Below are 16700 nucleotides of genomic sequence, written 5' to 3' on the forward strand. Positions count from 1 at the left end.
CGCCCGGAACACTAGACGTGAGGGGGATCTTCCGGGTTCCGGCCACGTTCTGTATCAGCCATTGATATGCGTGAGCAGGGCCCGATCCCGGTCTGCGAGAATTGGTTCGTGATCTCCCGAATCGATCTGCGCGGTGACGCCCTCCCCGAAGGGCCCGCCCTGCGCGACCTGCTGCCCCGAGCCGACTTCGACGTCTCGGCCGCCCTGGAGAAGGTGCGGCCGATCTGCGAGGCCGTGCATCATCGGGGCGACGCGGCGCTGATCGACTTCGCCGAGAAGTTCGACGGCGTGCGGCTGGAATCGGTACGGGTCCCGGCGCAGGCGCTCAGCGACGCGCTGGAGCAGCTCGACCCGGACGTGCGCGCGGCCCTGGAGGAGTCCATCCGGCGCGCCCGGCTCGTTCACCGCCGGCAGCGTCGTACGACCCACACCACCCAGGTCGTGCCCGGCGGCACGGTCACCGAGAAGTGGGTGCCGGTCGACCGGGTGGGGCTCTACGCGCCCGGCGGGCGGTCGGTCTACCCGTCGTCCGTGATCATGAACGTGGTGCCCGCACAGGAGGCGGGCGTCGAGTCCGTCGCGCTGGCCTCCCCGCCGCAGGCGGACTTCGGCGGCCTGCCTCACCCGACGATCCTCGCCGCCTGCGCGCTGCTCGGCGTCGACGAGGTCTACGCCGTCGGCGGTGCCCAGGCCGTCGCGATGTTCGCCCACGGCACCGAGTCCTGCGCTCCGGCCAACATGGTCACCGGGCCCGGCAACATCTGGGTCGCCGCCGCCAAGCGCTACTTCACCGGCAGGATCGGCATCGACACCGAGGCCGGCCCGACCGAGATCGCGGTCCTCGCCGACGACACCGCCGACCCGGTGCACGTCGCCGCCGACCTGATCAGCCAGGCCGAGCACGACCCGCTCGCCGCAGCCGTCCTGGTCACGGACTCCGTGGCGCTCGCGGACGCCGTCGAGAAGGAACTCGAACCGCAGGTCGCGGCCACCAAGCACATCGAGGACCGGGTCGCCCCGGCGCTGGCCGGCCGGCAGTCCGCGATCGTCCTCGTCGACGGCGTCGACGAGGGGCTCAGGGTCGTCAACGCCTACGGCGCCGAGCACCTGGAGATCCAGACGGCGGACGCCGCCGCGGTCGCCGACCGGGTGCGGAACGCGGGCGCGATCTTCGTCGGACCCTGGGCGCCCGTGTCGTTGGGCGACTACGCGGCCGGCTCCAACCACGTGCTGCCGACCGGGGGTTGCGCCTGCCACTCCTCCGGGCTCTCCGTGCAGTCCTTCCTGCGCGGCATCCACATCGTCGACTACACGAAGGACGCGCTGGCGGACGTGGCGCATCACGTGGTGACGCTGGCGGAGGCGGAGGATCTGCCCGCGCACGGCGCGGCGGTCAAGGCGAGGTTTGTCGGAGACGAACAGATGTCGCGTGGTTGGAAGGTGCCCGGCAAGTGAGCTTCGGAATCGACGATCTTCCCGTACGGGACGAGCTGCGCGGCAAGTCCCCCTACGGCGCGCCCCAGTTGGATGTCCCCGTACGGCTGAACACCAACGAGAGCCCCTACCCGCTGCCCGAGGCGCTGGTCGACCGGATCGCCGAGCGCGTCCGCGAGGCCGCCCGTGATCTCAACCGCTACCCGGACCGGGACGCGGTCGAGTTGCGCACCGAGCTGGCCAACTACCTGACGAAGACCGGCAGTTACCGGGTCGGCGTCGAGAACGTGTGGGCGGCCAACGGCTCGAACGAGGTCATCCAGCAACTGCTCCAGACCTTCGGCGGGCCCGGCCGTACCGCGATCGGCTTCGAGCCGTCGTACTCGATGCACGCGCTCATCGCGCGGGGTACGGGGACCGGTTGGATCTCCGGCCCGCGCAACGAGGACTTCACGATCGATCTCGCCGCCGCCGAGCGCTGGATCGCCGAGAACAAGCCCGACGTCGTGTTCGTCACGACCCCCAACAACCCCACGGGCAACGCCGTTCCGCCCGAGACGGTCCTCGCGCTGTACGAGGCCGCGCAGGCCGCGCGTGCTAGTCAGGGTTCGGCGTCGATGGTGATCGTCGACGAGGCGTACATCGAGTTCAGCCACGGCGACTCGCTGCTGCCGCTGCTCGAAGGTCGGCCGAATCTCGTCGTCTCGCGGACGATGTCGAAGGCCTTCGGCGCGGCGGGCCTGCGCCTCGGCTATCTCGCCGCGCACCCGGCCGTCGTCGACGCCGTCCAACTCGTGCGGCTGCCCTACCACTTGTCGGCCGTGACCCAGGCGACCGCGCTGGCCGCCCTGGAGCACACCGACACACTGCTGGGGTATGTCGAGCAGCTGAAGTCCGAACGGGACCGGCTGGTGGGCGAGTTGAGGGCCCTCGGGTGTGAAGTCGTCGAGTCCGACGCGAACTTCGTGCAGTTCGGGCGGTTCGCGGACTCGCACACCGCCTGGCAGAAGATCCTCGACCAGGGCGTCCTGGTCCGGGACAACGGCATCCCGGGGTGGCTGCGGGTCTCCGCCGGAACCCCCGATGAGAACGACGCGTTCCTCGACGCGGTCCGTGAGTTGATGAAGGAGCAGAGCACATGAACCGCGTAGGACGGGTGGAGCGGACGACCAAGGAGACGTCGGTCCTTGTCGAGATCGATCTCGACGGGCACGGCAAGGTCGACGTGTCGACAGGAGTCGGTTTCTACGACCACATGCTCGACCAGCTCGGCCGGCACGGTCTGTTCGACCTCACCGTGAAGACCGAGGGCGATCTGCACATCGACTCGCACCACACCATCGAGGACACCGCCCTCGCCCTCGGCGCCGCCTTCAAGCAGGCGCTCGGCGACAAGGTCGGGATCTACCGCTTCGGCAACTGCACGGTTCCCCTGGACGAGTCCCTCGCGCAGGTGACCGTCGACCTCTCCGGCCGCCCGTACCTCGTGCACACCGAGCCCGAGAACATGGCGCCGATGATCGGCGAGTACGACACCACGATGACCCGGCACATCCTGGAGTCCTTCGTCGCCCAGGCCCAGATCGCCCTGCACGTGCACGTGCCGTACGGGCGCAACGCGCACCACATCGTGGAGTGCCAGTTCAAGGCCCTCGCCCGCGCCCTGCGCTACGCCTCCGAGCGCGACCCGCGCGCGGCCGGCATCCTCCCCTCCACGAAGGGCGCGCTGTGACCGGCCTCTCCAGCCTCCTGATCGTCGTCGGACTCTTCCTCCTCGGCGGGGTCTACTCCTTCGTCAAGCAGAAGATGCCGGCGAGCCTCATCGTGCTGGTCTCCATCGGCGCGGCGATGTGTCTGGTCGCGGGGGTCATGCGGTTGGCGGTGTGGAGTTGAGCGCGGCGAAGAACGCTTCCAAGAAGGTCGTCGTCTTCGACTACGGCTTCGGGAACGTCCGTTCCGCCGAGCGTGCCCTCGCGCGCACGGGTGCCGAGGTCGAGATAACGCGTGACTACGACAAGGCCATGAACGCGGACGGCCTGCTGGTGCCCGGCGTCGGTGCCTTCGCCGCCTGCATGCAGGGCCTGAAGGAGGCGCGCGGCGACTGGATCGTCGGGCGTCGGCTGGCCGGCGGGCGCCCGGTGCTGGGCATCTGCGTGGGCATGCAGATCCTGTTCGCGCGGGGCATCGAGCACGGCGTGGAGACCGAGGGCCTGGACGAGTGGCCCGGCTCCGTCGAGCCCTTGCAGGCCGAGATCGTGCCCCACATGGGCTGGAACACCGTGGACACCCCGGCGGGCTCCCAGCTCTTCGCGGGCCTCGACGCGGAGGCGCGCTTCTACTTCGTGCACTCCTACGCCGTCCACGACTGGTCCCTCGAAGTCGTGAACCCGGCGATGCGCGCCCCCCTGGTGACCTGGTCGACGCACGGCAAGCCCTTCGTGGCCGCCGTGGAGAACGGCGCCCTGTGGGCCACGCAGTTCCACCCCGAGAAGTCCGGCGACGCCGGAGCGCAGCTGCTGAACAACTGGATCGGAACCCTCTGATGCCTTCGAAGCTCGAACTCCTCCCCGCCGTGGACGTCCGCGACGGCCAGGCCGTCCGCCTGGTGCACGGCGAGTCCGGGACCGAGACCTCCTACGGCTCCCCCCTGGAGGCCGCCCTCGCCTGGCAGAGCTCCGGCGCCGAGTGGCTGCACCTCGTCGACCTGGACGCCGCCTTCGGCACCGGCGACAACCGCAAGCTCATCGCCGAGGTCGCCGGCGCCATGGACATCAAGGTCGAGCTGTCCGGCGGCATCCGCGACGACGACACACTCGCCGCCGCCCTCGCCACCGGCTGCACCCGGGTGAACCTCGGCACCGCCGCGCTGGAGACCCCGGAGTGGGTCGCCAAGGTCATCGCCGAGCACGGCGACAAGATCGCGGTCGGCCTCGACGTACGCGGCACGACCCTGCGCGGACGCGGCTGGACCCGCGACGGCGGCGACCTCTACGAGACGCTGGACCGCCTCAACTCCGAGGGCTGCGCCCGGTACGTGGTCACCGACATCGCCAAGGACGGCACCCTCCAGGGCCCCAACCTGGAACTGCTGCGCAACGTCTGCGCGGCGACCGACCGCCCGGTCGTGGCCTCCGGAGGCGTGTCCTCGCTCGACGACCTCCGCGCCATCTCCGAGCTGGTCCCCCTCGGCGTCGAGGGCTCCATCGTCGGAAAGGCCCTGTACGCGAAGGCGTTCACCCTGGAAGAGGCCCTGGAGGCGGTGGCCCGGTGACCGAACTGCGACGCGTGTCGACCGGCGCCCCCTGGGAGGACGCCTTCGGCTACTCCCGCGCGGTGGAGTTGCCGAACGGCCTGGTGCTGGTCTCCGGGTGCACATCGATTGTGGACGGCGAGATCGCCGGGGGCGGTCCCTACGAGCAGACGGTCAACGCGTTCAACGTCGCGTTCTCGGCACTGGAGCAACTGGGTCTCGGCCCCGCCGATGTGGTGCGCACCCGTATGTACATCACCCACGCCCGGGACGTCGAGGACGTGGGCCGCGCACACAAGGAACTCTTCGACGCGATCCGGCCCGCCGCTTCCATGATCATCGTCTCCGGTTTCGTCGACCCGAGCCTGGTCGTCGAGGTCGAGGTGGAGGCGTACCGCTCCGGTACCGAGGGCGGAGGTTCGGCATGACGCTCGCCGTACGAGTCATCCCCTGTCTGGACGTGGACAACGGCCGGGTCGTCAAGGGCGTCAACTTCCAGAACCTGCGCGACGCGGGCGACCCCGTCGAGATGGCCAAGGTCTACGACGCCGAGGGCGCCGACGAGCTGACCTTCCTGGACATCACCGCGTCCTCCGGCAACCGCGAGACGACGTACGACGTGGTCCGCCGCACCGCCGAGCAGGTGTTCATCCCGCTCACGGTCGGCGGCGGCGTCCGCACGGCCGAGGACGTGGACAAGCTGCTGCGGGCGGGCGCGGACAAGGTCGGCGTCAACACGGCGGCGCTCGCGCGCCCCGAGCTGATCCGGGAGATCGCGGAGCGGTTCGGGCGGCAGGTGCTGGTGCTGTCGGTGGACGCGCGCCGTACGGAGTCGGGTTCCTTCGAGGTCACCACGCACGGCGGCCGTAAGGGCACCGGCATCGACGCCGTCGAATGGGCGCACCGGGCGGCCGAGTTGGGGGCGGGGGAGATCCTGCTCAACTCGATGGACGCGGACGGTACGAAGGACGGCTACGACCTGGAGCTGATCGCGGCGGTGCGCAAGCACGTGACCGTGCCGGTCATCGCCTCCGGGGGCGCGGGCAAGCTCGCGGACTTTCCGCCGGCGGTCGCGGCGGGGGCGGACGCGGTGCTCGCGGCTTCCGTCTTCCACTTCGGGGATCTGCGGATCGGTGAGGTCAAGCAGGCGTTGCGGGAGGCGGGTCACCCGGTGAGGTGACCTTCTTGGACACGCTGTAAGCCCCGGCTGCCTGGCGGTCGGGGCTTACTTGTGGCGAGATGCACAAGATAAGTTGCGCAAAATATGTTGCGCAACTTTTCTTTCGTATCTAGCGTGGGGTGCATGACCTCGAAAGAGACCCGCGCCATCACCGATCTGGGCACGCTCAAGGCGTTCGCGCACCCGCTGCGCATCAAGCTGTACCGGGCGCTGCACGTGGCCCGTACCGCGACCGCCTCGCAGCTCGCCGACCAGGTCGACGAGGCCGTGTCGCTGGTCAGTTACCACCTGCGCAAGCTCGCCGAGCACGGGCTCATCGAGGAGGCCGAGCGGCAGGGCGAGGACGGCCGGGAGCGCTGGTGGCGGCCGGCCTCGGAGGGCCTGACCGTGCGGAACGAGGACGTCAAGGACGCTCCCGAGAAGCTCGCGGCCCAGGGCGCGCTCACCCGGTTCCTGCTGGAGCAGCGCGTCGACCTCTACCGGCGCCACCTCGACGAGTCCGAGTCCTGGAGCGACGAGTGGCGCTCGGCCGGCTTCGAGGGCGAGTACCTCCCGCGTCTGAACGCGTCCGAACTCGCCGAACTGCAGGGCGAGTTGGACACGTTGATCAACAAGTACCAGGCCAGGGGACGAGCCGCCGAGACGGCGGGCGACACCCAGGGCCGCGAGAACGTCGCCATCCACCTGTACGGCTTCCCGTTCCGCGCCTGAGAGGACGACCTCCCGTGACCGGCACCCTCATAGCCCCCGCCGACGCCCCCGGCCGCGCCGCCCACCGCGACCCCGACGTCCTGCGCTGGCTCGCGGCCTACACGTCCTCGATGGTCGGCGACAGCGTGTACTACATCGCCCTGTCCTGGGCGGCCGTACAGCAGGGCTCGCCCGCGCAGGCCGGTGCCGTGATGGCGGTGAGTGCCGTGCCGCGCGCCCTGTTGATGCTGGGCGGGGGAGTGATCGCCGACCGGTTCGGGCCGCGCAGGGTGGTCATCGGGAGCGACACGGTGCGCTGCGCGGCGGTGCTGGCGGTGGCCGCGCTGCTGTTCCTGACGAGCCCGGGACTGTGGCCGCTGGCGCTGCTCGCCGTGATGTTCGGAACGGTCGACGCCGTGTTCATGCCGGCCGTGGGCGCACTCCCCGCGCGCGTGACGAGCCGCGACCAACTCGCGCGCGTGCAGGGCATGCGGGGGCTCGCGATCCTCCCCCACTGCCTCAAGGGCGTGGGGGGACCCCCATCGCCAACGTCGTCGGCGGTCCGCTCGGCGGCCTGGGTGTCGCGATCGGCGGCGCGGCGACGGCGTTCGCGTTCGCCGGGCTGCTGATCGCGGTGTCGGTGCCGCTGCTGATCTCCGTACGGATGCGGGAACTGCCCGCCGACGGCAAGGCCGACGCGCTCGGCGGCACCGCCGATACGGGTGCTGCCGCGGGCGGTCGTGACACGGCGCCCGGCGCAGGTGTCGCAAGTGCGGCCGACTCCGAAGCGCGTGGCGCCACTGCCCCCGCCAAAACCGACGCCCGCCCGACATCCCCATCCCCTGTCGACGACCTCCGGGCCGGCCTGCGCTACATCAGGGGCCACCGTGTCCTCGCCCCGCTGATGCTGGCCATCGCGCTCGGGGACCTCGGTTTCGTGGGCCCGCTCAACGTGGGCCTGACGCTGCTGGCGGACGAGCGCGGGTGGGGCGCGTCGGGCATGGGCTGGGTGCTCTCCGGCTTCGGGGTCGGTGCAGGGGCGGCGGCTCTGCTGCTGACCGTGCGGGGCCGGCTGCCGCACGCGGGGTGGCTGGCCGGCTCCTCGATCGTCGCGGGCTCCGTCGCCATCGGTGCTCTCGCCTTCGTCCCGAGCGTCCTCGCGGCCGTCGGCGTCGCGCTGCTCGTCGGGCTGCTCGCCGGTCTCAGTGGAGCCGTGTGCGGCGCCCTGCTGCAGACCCAGGCCGACCCCGCCTACCTCGGCCGGGTCACCGCCGTCTCCGGCCTGGTCAGCCTCGGGTTCGCCCCGCTGAGCATGCCGCTGTCGGCCGCGGCGATCGGCGTGTGGGGCACGGGCCCGGTGTTCGTGGTCAGCGCGGTGGTCTGCGGTCTTGGCGGGGCCATCGCGCTGTGCGTCCGCGACCTGCGGCGGGCCGAACTGCCCGGATGACCCGGCCTGTTGACAACCGCGGGCTCAGATCCCCAGCTGCTTGGCCTCCTGGAGCTTGGCGATCGCGTTCTCGTCGCCGTCCAGCTCCACCTTGGCCACGCTCTGCCGCCCGTGCGCGAACAGCAGCAGCTCCGAGGGCTCACCGGTCACCGTCACGACCGGCGCCCCCTTGTGGGCGACCGCCGTCTGACCGTCGGGCCGGCGCAGCACCAGCCCGGTCGGCGCGCCGCGGCCCATCAGCCGGGCCATGCGCTCCAGCCGCGCCCACAGGGCGTCCTGGAACACCGGGTCCAGCTCGCGCGGCGTCCACTCCGGCTGTGCCCGCCGTACGTCCTCCGTGTGGACGTAGAACTCGACCGTGTTGGACGCCTCGTCGAGCTGCTTGAGCTGGAACGGCGAGAAGCGCGGCGGGCCCGTACGGATGAGCTGGATCAGCTCCTCGTACGGCTTCGCCGCGAACTCCGTCATCACCCGCTCCAGTCGCGGCGCGAGCTGCTTGATCATGATGCCGCCGGCGGCGTCGGCGCGGCGCTCGCGCACCACCACGTGCGCGGCGAGGTCACGGGTTTGCCACCCCTCGCAGAGAGTCGGGGCGTCCGGGCCCGCGGTCTCCAGGAGATCGGCGAGAAGAAGTCGTTCACGCTTGGCGAAGGTCGACATGCCGTCAGCCTACGACCGCCGGGAGGGTCCGCACAGTGGACGCCCGGCCAGGACTGTCGGTGCGGCGCGGCACAATGGCCCCATGACCAGCAAGCCCCAGCCCAGCAGCCTCGATCCCGAGATCGCCGCCCGCCTCAAGCGCAGCGCCGACGGACTCGTCCCCGCGATCGCCCAGCAGTACGACACCGGTGAGGTGCTCATGCTCGGCTGGATGGACGACGAGGCGCTGCATCGCACCCTGACGACGGGCCGCTGCACGTACTGGTCCCGCAGCCGCCGTGAGTACTGGGTGAAGGGCGACACCTCCGGCCACTTCCAGCACGTGAAGTCGGTCGCCCTGGACTGCGACGCGGACACGGTTCTCGTGAAGGTCGACCAGGTCGGCGCCGCCTGCCACACCGGCGCCCGCACCTGCTTCGACGCGGACGTGCTCCTCAAGGACGGCGCTGATTCCGGTGCCGCCCCCGTGGAAAAGTAAGGTCAGCCGCCATGGACCTCGAGACGTTCCGCAAGCTGGCCACCGACCGTCGCGTCATCCCGGTCACGCGCAAGCTCCTCGCCGACGGCGACACCCCGGTCGCGCTCTACCGCAAGCTGGCCGCGGAGCGCCCCGGCACCTTCCTCCTGGAGTCCGCGGAGAACGGCCGCTCCTGGTCCCGGTACTCGTTCGTCGGCGTGCGCAGCGCCGCCACCCTCACCGCCCGCGACGGCGGGGCCCACTGGCTCGGCACCCCGCCCGTCGGCGTCCCGGCCGACGGCGACCCGCTCGCCGCCCTGCGCGCCACCATCGAGACCCTGCACACCCGCCACCAGGAGGGCCTGCCGCCCTTCACCGGCGGCATGGTCGGCTATCTCGGCTACGACATCGTCCGCCGCCTGGAGAGGATCGGCCCCGGCGAGCGCGACGACCTCAAGCTCCCCGAGCTGACCATGCTCCTCACCAGCGACCTCGCCGTGATGGACCACTGGGAGGGCTCGGTCCTGCTGATCGCCAACGCGATCAACCACAACGACCTCGACACCGGCGTCGACGAGGCCTACGCGGACGCGATCGCCCGCCTCGACGCCATGGAGGCGGACCTCTCCCGCGCGGTGGCCCAGCCGCCCGCCCAGCTCCCGCCCTCCGAGCTTCCGGAGTACACCGCGCTGTGGGGCGGCCCCGACTTCAAGGTGGCCGTCGAGGACATCAAGGAGCGCATCCGCGCGGGCGAGGCCTTCCAGGTCGTCCCCTCGCAGCGCTTCGAAACACCGTGCACCGCAAGCGCGTTGGACGTGTACCGGGTGCTGCGGGCGACCAACCCGTCGCCGTACATGTACCTGTTCCGCTTCGACGGCTTCGACGTCGTCGGCTCCTCCCCGGAGGCCCTCGTCAAGGTCGAGGACGGCCGCGCGATGGTCCACCCGATCGCCGGCACCCGGCACCGCGGCGCGACCCCGCAGGAGGACCAGGCCCTCGCCGACGAGCTCCTCGCCGACCCCAAGGAGCGCGCCGAACACCTCATGCTGGTCGACCTCGGGCGTAACGATTTGGGCAGGGTCTGCGAGCCCGGCTCGGTCGAGGTCGTCGACTTCATGTCCGTCGAGCGGTACTCCCACGTGATGCACATCGTCTCGACGGTGACCGGCCGCGTGGCGCCCGGCCGTACCGCCTTCGACGTCCTCACGGCCTGCTTCCCGGCCGGCACCCTCTCGGGCGCGCCCAAGCCCCGCGCGATGCAGATCATCGACGAACTGGAGCCGTCCAGAAGGGGGTTGTACGGCGGCTGCGTCGGCTACCTCGACTTCGCGGGCGACTCCGACACCGCCATCGCCATCCGTACGGCCCTGCTCCGCGACGGCACCGCCTACGTCCAGGCGGGCGCCGGCATCGTCGCCGACTCGGACCCCGAGATGGAGGACCAGGAGTGCCGCAACAAGGCGGCGGCGGTCCTCCGCGCCGTGCACACGGCGAACCGGCTCGGGCAATAGGACAAGGGTCATATGAACCCCGGGTGACGGTTCGCCCGGGGTTCGAGCGATAGTGGAGCACGTGACTGCTGCTGTTCCTCACCCCCGTTCCGAAGGCGAAGGCGAAGGCCCCGCCGCGCGCGCCGGCCGCCGCAGCCTTGCCGTGGCCCTGCTGAGCGGTGCGCTCGGCGCGGCCGTGGCGCTGCTGGCCACCCGTCAGCGCTGGTCGATGGGGACCGCGACGGTGGCCGGCGACGCGTTCCCGCTGTCCGCCAAGGGCAGCGACATCACGGGCGTGCCCGCGGCGCTCGCCATAGTGGGCCTCGCCGCGCTCGTCGCCGTCTTCGCCGTCCGCAGGGCGGGCCGCTTCGCGGTCTCCGCCCTCCTCGCGCTCTCCGGCGCGGGCATCGTCGTCGCCGCGCTCCTCGGCGCCACCGACAGTTCCGCGCTCGACGACAAGGCCGCGCAGGCCTCCGGCGACACCTCGTCCGTCGTCCACGCCTTCGACCACACCGCCTGGCCCTACGTCGCCGCGGTCGGCGGCGGCCTGATCCTGCTGGCCGGCCTGCTCGCCCTCCTCTACGGCCGCCGCTGGCCCGCGATGTCGGGCCGCTACGAACGCAACGGCACGCCGCGCCCCCGGCGGGCTCCCGTGGTGGACCCCGACCGCCCCGAGGACATCTGGAAGGCCCTGGACCGCGGTGAGGACCCCACCGGCGCGTAAGCGCTCCGCTGGGTGCGGGAGGAAGCGTCCGCCGTCCGCCGTCCGCCGTCCGCCGTCCGTCGGCTGCGGCGTGGCTGGTCGCGCCCACGCGGCGGAGCCGCAGACCGACACAGCCCCGCGCCCCTTTGGGGCGCTGGTGGCACCGCAGCCGACATCCCGCGGCCCACTCCGCGCGCCGCGCGCGGGGCCACCCCGGAGCACCGCTTCCGCGCGCGTGCGGAACAATGAGGCGTGAGCGTCTGCTCACACACGTACACGGCAACGAGGAGCACGTCATGGCGGGCAACAGCCACGGTCACACTTTGGCCGCCTGGACCGGTACCACCATCATCTTCATCGGGTTCATGGTCGGCGGCGCCTTCATGGTCATGGCACAGCCGATCGGCTTCTGGGCCGGTATGGCGATCGCGGTCATCGGCGGCATCGTCGGCTGGGTCATGAGCGCGATGGGAATGGGCATGCCCAAGGACCGTCCCCAGGACCTGACCGAGCTGCTCGGCAAGACGGCACACGCCGACAGCTGAGCCGTAGGCAGTAGCTGTCAGCCACCACTTCGTGGAGGGGCGGTCCCGGGAGCACCGGGAACCGCCCCTCACGCGCGCGTGCCGCACGAAAGGGCCAGGGGGCACAATGCGAGACGTGAACGCCGACAGTCAGAGCATGCCGAAGACGCGCGCCCCAGGGACCGCCTCCGTGCTGAACCGCGTCGCCGTGCCCGCGGCCGTCCTCGCGACCGTCGCCGGAGCCTTCGCCTACGTCGGCACGGTCGACCCGAACCAGCCCGGCCACTACCCCGTCTGCCCCCTGTACCGCTTCACCGGCCTGTACTGCCCCGGCTGCGGCGGCCTGCGCAGCGCGCACGAGTTCATCCACGGGGACTTCCTGGCGGCGCTCCAGGACAACGCGATCGCCGTAGTGGGCTATCTGGCCTTCATGGTCGTATGGACCGTCTGGGTGGTCCGCGCGGCGCGCGGCCGGCCCGCGCGGATCGAACTCGGCAGGGTCCAGCTGTGGGGTCTGGGCGCGTTGGTGCTGGTCTTCACGGTTGTCCGGAACCTGCCGTTCGGTGGCTGGCTACACCCTTGATCAACCGACACATGTCCAGGTATTGGGACCGGCGTCAACCGGATGCGAGGGCTACGCCTTCCTCCGGATACCATCGAGGTCAGATGTGACCATGTCTTTTCCACCGTCCGGAAGGGGGCCGCTCGCGTGAGTGTGCTCGACGAGATCATCGACGGAGTCCGTGCCGACCTGGCGGAACGGCAGGCGCGCGTCAGCCTCGACGAGCTCAAGGAGCGCGCGGCGAAGGCTCCCGCGGCCAAGGACGGTGTCGCCGCCCTGCGCGGTGACGGCGTCAAGGTCATCTGCGAGGTCAAGCGCTCCAGCCCCTCCAAGGGCGCGCTGGCCGCGATCGCCGACCCGGCGGCCCTCGCCGCCGACTACGAGGCGGGCGGCGCCGCCGTCATCTCCGTCCTCACCGAACAGCGCCGCTTCGGCGGTTCGCTCGCCGACCTGGAGGCCGTCCGCGCCCGCGTGGACATCCCGGTCCTCCGCAAGGACTTCATCGTCACGTCGTACCAGCTCTGGGAGGCCCGGGCCTACGGCGCCGACCTCGCCCTGCTGATCGTCGCGGCCCTGGACCAACCCGCCCTGGAGTCCCTCATCGAGCGCGCCGAGTCGATCGGCCTCACGCCGATCGTCGAGGTCCACGACGAGGACGAGGTCGACCGCGCGGTCGACGCCGGCGCGAAGATCATCGGCGTCAACGCCCGCAACCTCAAGACCCTTGAGGTCGACCGCGGCACCTTCGAGCGCGTCGCCCCCGAGATCCCGGCCCACATCGTCAAGATCGCCGAGTCCGGCGTCCGCGGCCCCCACGACCTCATCGCCTACGCCAACGCGGGCGCCGACGCGGTCCTGGTCGGCGAGTCCCTGGTCACCGGCCGCGACCCCAAGTCAGCGGTCTCCGACCTGGTGGCGGCGGGCGAACACCCCGCACTCCGCCACGGCCGTAGCTGATCGAGCGGTAGGGTCTCCTCCGATGACGATCACCCTGACGCCCATGGACCGGTACGCCCGCCTCGCGCGCGGCTGCCGTCCCCGTGGCTGCCGTGCGCCCGCGAGGCGGGTTCACGGTCGGCGGGTGCGTTACGTCATCGGGGACGAGCCTGGACAGGTAAACGGCATGCGATGGCGCCCCTTCAGGGGCGCGGGGCTGTATTTGATCTGCGGCTACCACCGCGCGGGCGCGACCGGCCACGGTCGGCCCGCAGCCAACTAACAACCCCCCGCCCCACGGCGCTTAGTGTCTCCACAAACACTCACCGTGAGGTTTCCGTATGCCCAGCGAGTTCTTCATCCCAGACCCCGACGGCCAGATCCCCAGCCCCGAGGGCTACTTCGGCGCCTTCGGCGGCAAGTTCATCCCGGAGGCCCTCGTCGCCGCCGTGGACGAGGTGGCCGTCGAGTACGACAAGGCCAAGCACGACCCCGAGTTCGCCCGCGAGTTGGACGACCTCCTCCTCAACTACACCGGCAGGCCGAGCGCGTTCACCGAGGTACCCCGCTTCGCGGAGCACGCGGGTGGCGCGAGGATCTTCCTCAAGCGCGAGGACCTGAACCACACCGGCTCGCACAAGATCAACAACGTCCTCGGCCAGGCCCTGCTCACCAAGCGCATGGGCAAGACCAGGGTCATCGCGGAGACCGGCGCGGGCCAGCACGGTGTCGCGACCGCCACCGCCTGCGCGCTGTTCGGCCTCGAATGCACCATCTACATGGGCGAGATCGACACCCGGCGCCAGGCGCTGAACGTGGCCCGGATGCGCATGCTCGGCGCCGAGGTCATCGCCGTGAAGTCCGGCAGCCGCACCCTCAAGGACGCGATCAACGAGGCGTTCCGCGACTGGGTCGCCAACGTCGACCGCACGCACTACCTCTTCGGTACGGTCGCCGGCCCGCATCCCTTCCCCGCCATGGTCCGCGACTTCCACCGCGTGATCGGCGTCGAGGCCCGCCGCCAGATCCTGGAGCGCGCCGGGCGCCTCCCCGACGCGGCGATCGCGTGCGTCGGCGGCGGCTCGAACGCCATCGGCCTGTTCCACGCCTTCATCCCGGACGCGGACGTACGCCTCATCGGCTGCGAGCCCGCCGGACACGGCGTCGAGACGGGCGAGCACGCGGCCACGCTGACCGCCGGCGAGCCGGGGATCCTGCACGGTTCGCGGTCCTACGTCCTCCAGGACGAGGAGGGCCAGATCACCGAGCCGTACTCGATCTCGGCCGGACTGGACTACCCGGGCATCGGCCCCGAGCACTCCTACCTCAAGGACAGTGGCCGCGGCGAGTACCGCGCGATCACCGACGACGCCGCCATGCAGGCCCTGCGCCTGCTGTCGCGCACCGAGGGCATCATCCCGGCGATCGAGAGCGCCCACGCGCTCGCGGGCGCTCTGGAGGTCGGCAGGGAGCTGGGCAAGGACGGGCTGATCGTCGTCAACCTGTCCGGGCGCGGCGACAAGGACATGGACACGGCCGCGCGGTACTTCGGCCTGTACGACACCGATGCCGAAGTCGCGGCGAACGCGGCCGACGTCGCGGAGATCGAGGGGGACGCCAAGTGAGCGGCAACATCCGGCTGTTGAGCGACACCCTCGCCGCCGCGAAGGCCGAGGGACGCGCCGCGCTCATCGCCTATCTCCCGGCCGGGTTCCCGACCGTGGACGGCGGTATCGAGGCGATCAAGGCGGCCTTCGACGGCGGCGCGGACATCGTCGAGGTGGGCCTGCCGCACAGCGACCCCGTCCTCGACGGTCCCGTCATCCAGACCGCCGACGACATCGCCCTGCGCGGCGGCGTCAAGATCGCGGACGTCATGCGCACGGTCCGCGAGGCGCACGCGGCGACCGGCAAGCCCGTCCTCGTCATGACGTACTGGAACCCGATCGACCGCTACGGAGTCGAGCGTTTCACCGCCGAGCTGGCCGAGGCGGGCGGCGCCGGGTGCATCCTGCCCGACCTGCCCGTCCAGGAGGCGGGGCTGTGGAGGGAGCACGCCGAGAAGCACGGGCTCGCCACGGTCTTCGTGGTCGCGCCCAGCAGCAAGGACGCCCGCCTCGCCGAGATCACCGAGGTCGGCACCGGCTTCGTCTACGCCGCCTCGCTCATGGGCGTCACCGGCACCCGCGCGTCCGTGGGCGCGCAGGCGCAGGACCTCGTCGAGCGCACCCGGGCCACCACCGACACGCCCGTGTGCGTCGGACTCGGTGTCTCCAACGCCCGGCAGGCCGCCGAGGTGGCCCGCTTCGCGGACGGCGTGATCGTCGGCTCGGCCTTCGTCAAGGGGATGCTGGACGCGCCGGACGACGCGGCCGGCGTCGAGGCGGTCCGCGTGCTCGCGGGCGAGCTGGCGAAGGGCGTGCGCGGACAGGCGTAGCAGAACGCCGGGCGTCACGGAGCAACCGGAATAACAGAACAACCGGTCCCTCGTATGGGTGGACCTGGGACCGGGGAGGCGCGCTGCGCCTCCCCGGTTCGTTCTGCGGGTGTGAGCGAGAAGAACCGTGACGGAAAGCGCACCGCCCGCGAGCGGCTGGCGGTCGAGCGTGAGAAGCAGAAGACCGCGGAGAGGCGGCGGCGCACGCTGATCGTGGCCGCGAGCGTCGTCTGCGTGCTGGGTCTTGCATCGGTGGTCGGCGTCCTCGCCGCGAACCACGGCAAGGACGACAGCGGCAGCGGCAAGGCGGGCCCGGTCGTCGCGCCCTCCGGGGCGAGCGGCAAGGACAGCCTGGCGATCCAGGTCGGCAAGGACACCGCCAAGCCGACGCTCACGGTGTGGGAGGACTTCCGCTGCCCGGCCTGCCAGGCCTTCGAGACGGCGTACCGCTCCACCCTCCACGAGCTGACGGACTCCGGGCAGCTCAAGGTGCAGTACCACCTGGTCACGATCATCGACGGCAACCTCGGCGGCACCGGCTCCAAGCGCGCGGCCAACGCGGCGGCCTGCGCCCAGGACGCCGGAAGGTTCCGCGACTTCCACGACGTGCTGTACGAGAACCAGCCCAAGGAGACGGACGACGCGTACGCCGGCAACGCCAAGCTGATCGAGCTGGCGGGCAAGGTGAAGGGCCTCGACACGCCCGCCTTCCAGAAGTGCGTCAACAGCGGTACGCACGACAGCTGGGTCACGAAGTCCGCCGCCGCGTTCCAGGCCGGCGGCTTCACCGGTACCCCGACCGTCCTCTTCGACGGCAAGAACATCTACGCGGACCAGACGATGACCCCGGCGAAGCTGAAGCAGCTGGTCCAGGCGGCGAACAAGGGGTAGCGAGGGGTAAGCGGGCGGGCCGGTTTTCATACCGGCCCG

Annotated in this window: 22 protein-coding genes; 21 read left to right on the forward strand and 1 reads right to left on the reverse strand. The window is 71.2% G+C overall.

What is annotated here, in order from left to right; translation table 11 throughout:
- Positions 1-108 precede the first annotated feature (108 nt).
- The 11 genes from hisD (at position 109) to OG226_RS35730 (ending at position 8001) form a co-directional block, all read left to right on the forward strand.
- Entirely contained in the window at positions 109-1455 is a 1347-nt protein-coding gene (hisD, locus tag OG226_RS35680; protein ID WP_329351154.1) for a histidinol dehydrogenase, read from the forward strand.
- Positions 1452-2576: a histidinol-phosphate transaminase gene (locus OG226_RS35685; RefSeq protein ID WP_328683914.1), complete on the forward strand. Its 1125-nt coding sequence runs from the start codon at positions 1452-1454 to the stop codon at positions 2574-2576. The genes hisD and OG226_RS35685 overlap by 4 nt, the downstream gene beginning before the upstream one ends.
- Positions 2573-3166: an imidazoleglycerol-phosphate dehydratase HisB gene (gene hisB, locus OG226_RS35690; RefSeq protein ID WP_043675308.1), complete on the forward strand. Its 594-nt coding sequence runs from the start codon at positions 2573-2575 to the stop codon at positions 3164-3166. Before OG226_RS35685 ends, hisB begins: the two co-directional genes overlap by 4 nt.
- On the forward strand, positions 3163-3327 hold the full coding sequence (locus tag OG226_RS35695) for a hypothetical protein (protein ID WP_019062288.1): 165 nt from the start codon (positions 3163-3165) through the stop codon (positions 3325-3327). Before hisB ends, OG226_RS35695 begins: the two co-directional genes overlap by 4 nt.
- Entirely contained in the window at positions 3318-3977 is a 660-nt protein-coding gene (hisH, locus tag OG226_RS35700) for an imidazole glycerol phosphate synthase subunit HisH (RefSeq protein WP_328683916.1), read from the forward strand. The genes OG226_RS35695 and hisH overlap by 10 nt, the downstream gene beginning before the upstream one ends.
- Positions 3977-4705 (forward strand): bifunctional 1-(5-phosphoribosyl)-5-((5-phosphoribosylamino)methylideneamino)imidazole-4-carboxamide isomerase/phosphoribosylanthranilate isomerase PriA, encoded by a 729-nt coding sequence (gene priA / locus OG226_RS35705; protein ID WP_328683917.1) that lies wholly within the window; start codon positions 3977-3979, stop codon positions 4703-4705. Before hisH ends, priA begins: the two co-directional genes overlap by 1 nt.
- Entirely contained in the window at positions 4702-5112 is a 411-nt protein-coding gene (locus tag OG226_RS35710) for a RidA family protein (protein ID WP_329351155.1), read from the forward strand. The genes priA and OG226_RS35710 overlap by 4 nt, the downstream gene beginning before the upstream one ends.
- The gene (gene hisF / locus OG226_RS35715) at positions 5109-5864 is read left to right on the forward strand and encodes an imidazole glycerol phosphate synthase subunit HisF (RefSeq protein WP_328683919.1); all 756 of its coding nucleotides are present in this window, start codon (positions 5109-5111) and stop codon (positions 5862-5864) included. Before OG226_RS35710 ends, hisF begins: the two co-directional genes overlap by 4 nt.
- A gap of 123 nt (positions 5865-5987) precedes the next feature.
- Positions 5988-6575 (forward strand): ArsR/SmtB family transcription factor, encoded by a 588-nt coding sequence (locus OG226_RS35720; protein WP_329351156.1) that lies wholly within the window; start codon positions 5988-5990, stop codon positions 6573-6575.
- A gap of 14 nt (positions 6576-6589) precedes the next feature.
- Positions 6590-7183: an MFS transporter gene (locus OG226_RS35725; RefSeq protein ID WP_329351157.1), complete on the forward strand. Its 594-nt coding sequence runs from the start codon at positions 6590-6592 to the stop codon at positions 7181-7183.
- On the forward strand, positions 7141-8001 hold the full coding sequence (locus OG226_RS35730) for a hypothetical protein (protein WP_443067021.1): 861 nt from the start codon (positions 7141-7143) through the stop codon (positions 7999-8001). The genes OG226_RS35725 and OG226_RS35730 overlap by 43 nt, the downstream gene beginning before the upstream one ends.
- 24 nt (positions 8002-8025) lie before the next feature.
- Here the strand turns inward: OG226_RS35730 and OG226_RS35735 are convergent, their stop codons facing one another.
- A complete protein-coding gene (locus OG226_RS35735; RefSeq protein WP_328683922.1) occupies positions 8026-8661 on the reverse strand; it encodes a TIGR03085 family metal-binding protein in 636 nt (211 codons plus the stop codon).
- Positions 8662-8743: 82 nt separating this feature from the next.
- Here OG226_RS35735 and hisI point away from each other — a divergent pair, with 82 nt between their 5' ends.
- From hisI to OG226_RS35780, 10 genes are all read left to right on the forward strand, one after another.
- A complete protein-coding gene (gene hisI / locus OG226_RS35740) occupies positions 8744-9139 on the forward strand; it encodes a phosphoribosyl-AMP cyclohydrolase (protein ID WP_328683923.1) in 396 nt (131 codons plus the stop codon).
- 11 nt (positions 9140-9150) lie between these two features.
- Positions 9151-10629, forward strand: a complete 1479-nt coding sequence (locus tag OG226_RS35745) for an anthranilate synthase component I (protein ID WP_329351158.1) — start codon at positions 9151-9153, stop codon at positions 10627-10629.
- Positions 10630-10681: 52 nt separating this feature from the next.
- On the forward strand, positions 10682-11332 hold the full coding sequence (locus tag OG226_RS35750; RefSeq protein ID WP_329351159.1) for a TIGR02234 family membrane protein: 651 nt from the start codon (positions 10682-10684) through the stop codon (positions 11330-11332).
- Between the two features lie 275 nt (positions 11333-11607).
- On the forward strand, positions 11608-11856 hold the full coding sequence (locus OG226_RS35755; RefSeq protein ID WP_328683926.1) for an HGxxPAAW family protein: 249 nt from the start codon (positions 11608-11610) through the stop codon (positions 11854-11856).
- A 106-nt stretch (positions 11857-11962) separates the two neighbouring features.
- Positions 11963-12418 carry a DUF2752 domain-containing protein gene (locus OG226_RS35760; RefSeq protein ID WP_328683927.1) on the forward strand — a complete coding sequence of 152 codons (456 nt, stop codon included), beginning with the start codon at positions 11963-11965 and terminating at the stop codon, positions 12416-12418.
- 126 nt (positions 12419-12544) lie between these two features.
- The gene (gene trpC, locus OG226_RS35765) at positions 12545-13354 is read left to right on the forward strand and encodes an indole-3-glycerol phosphate synthase TrpC (protein WP_328683928.1); all 810 of its coding nucleotides are present in this window, start codon (positions 12545-12547) and stop codon (positions 13352-13354) included.
- Between the two features lie 43 nt (positions 13355-13397).
- Entirely contained in the window at positions 13398-13616 is a 219-nt protein-coding gene (gene trpM, locus OG226_RS51685; RefSeq protein WP_443044960.1) for a tryptophan biosynthesis modulator TrpM, read from the forward strand.
- A gap of 58 nt (positions 13617-13674) precedes the next feature.
- Positions 13675-14958: a tryptophan synthase subunit beta gene (trpB, locus tag OG226_RS35770; protein ID WP_328683929.1), complete on the forward strand. Its 1284-nt coding sequence runs from the start codon at positions 13675-13677 to the stop codon at positions 14956-14958.
- A complete protein-coding gene (trpA, locus tag OG226_RS35775) occupies positions 14955-15770 on the forward strand; it encodes a tryptophan synthase subunit alpha (RefSeq protein WP_328683930.1) in 816 nt (271 codons plus the stop codon). The genes trpB and trpA overlap by 4 nt, the downstream gene beginning before the upstream one ends.
- A 111-nt stretch (positions 15771-15881) precedes the next feature.
- Positions 15882-16661 carry a DsbA family protein gene (locus OG226_RS35780; protein WP_328683931.1) on the forward strand — a complete coding sequence of 260 codons (780 nt, stop codon included), beginning with the start codon at positions 15882-15884 and terminating at the stop codon, positions 16659-16661.
- Positions 16662-16700 lie beyond the last annotated feature (39 nt).

The sequence above is a fragment of the Streptomyces sp. NBC_01261 genome, assembly GCF_036226385.1.
Classification (GTDB): Bacteria; Actinomycetota; Actinomycetes; order Streptomycetales; family Streptomycetaceae; genus Streptomyces.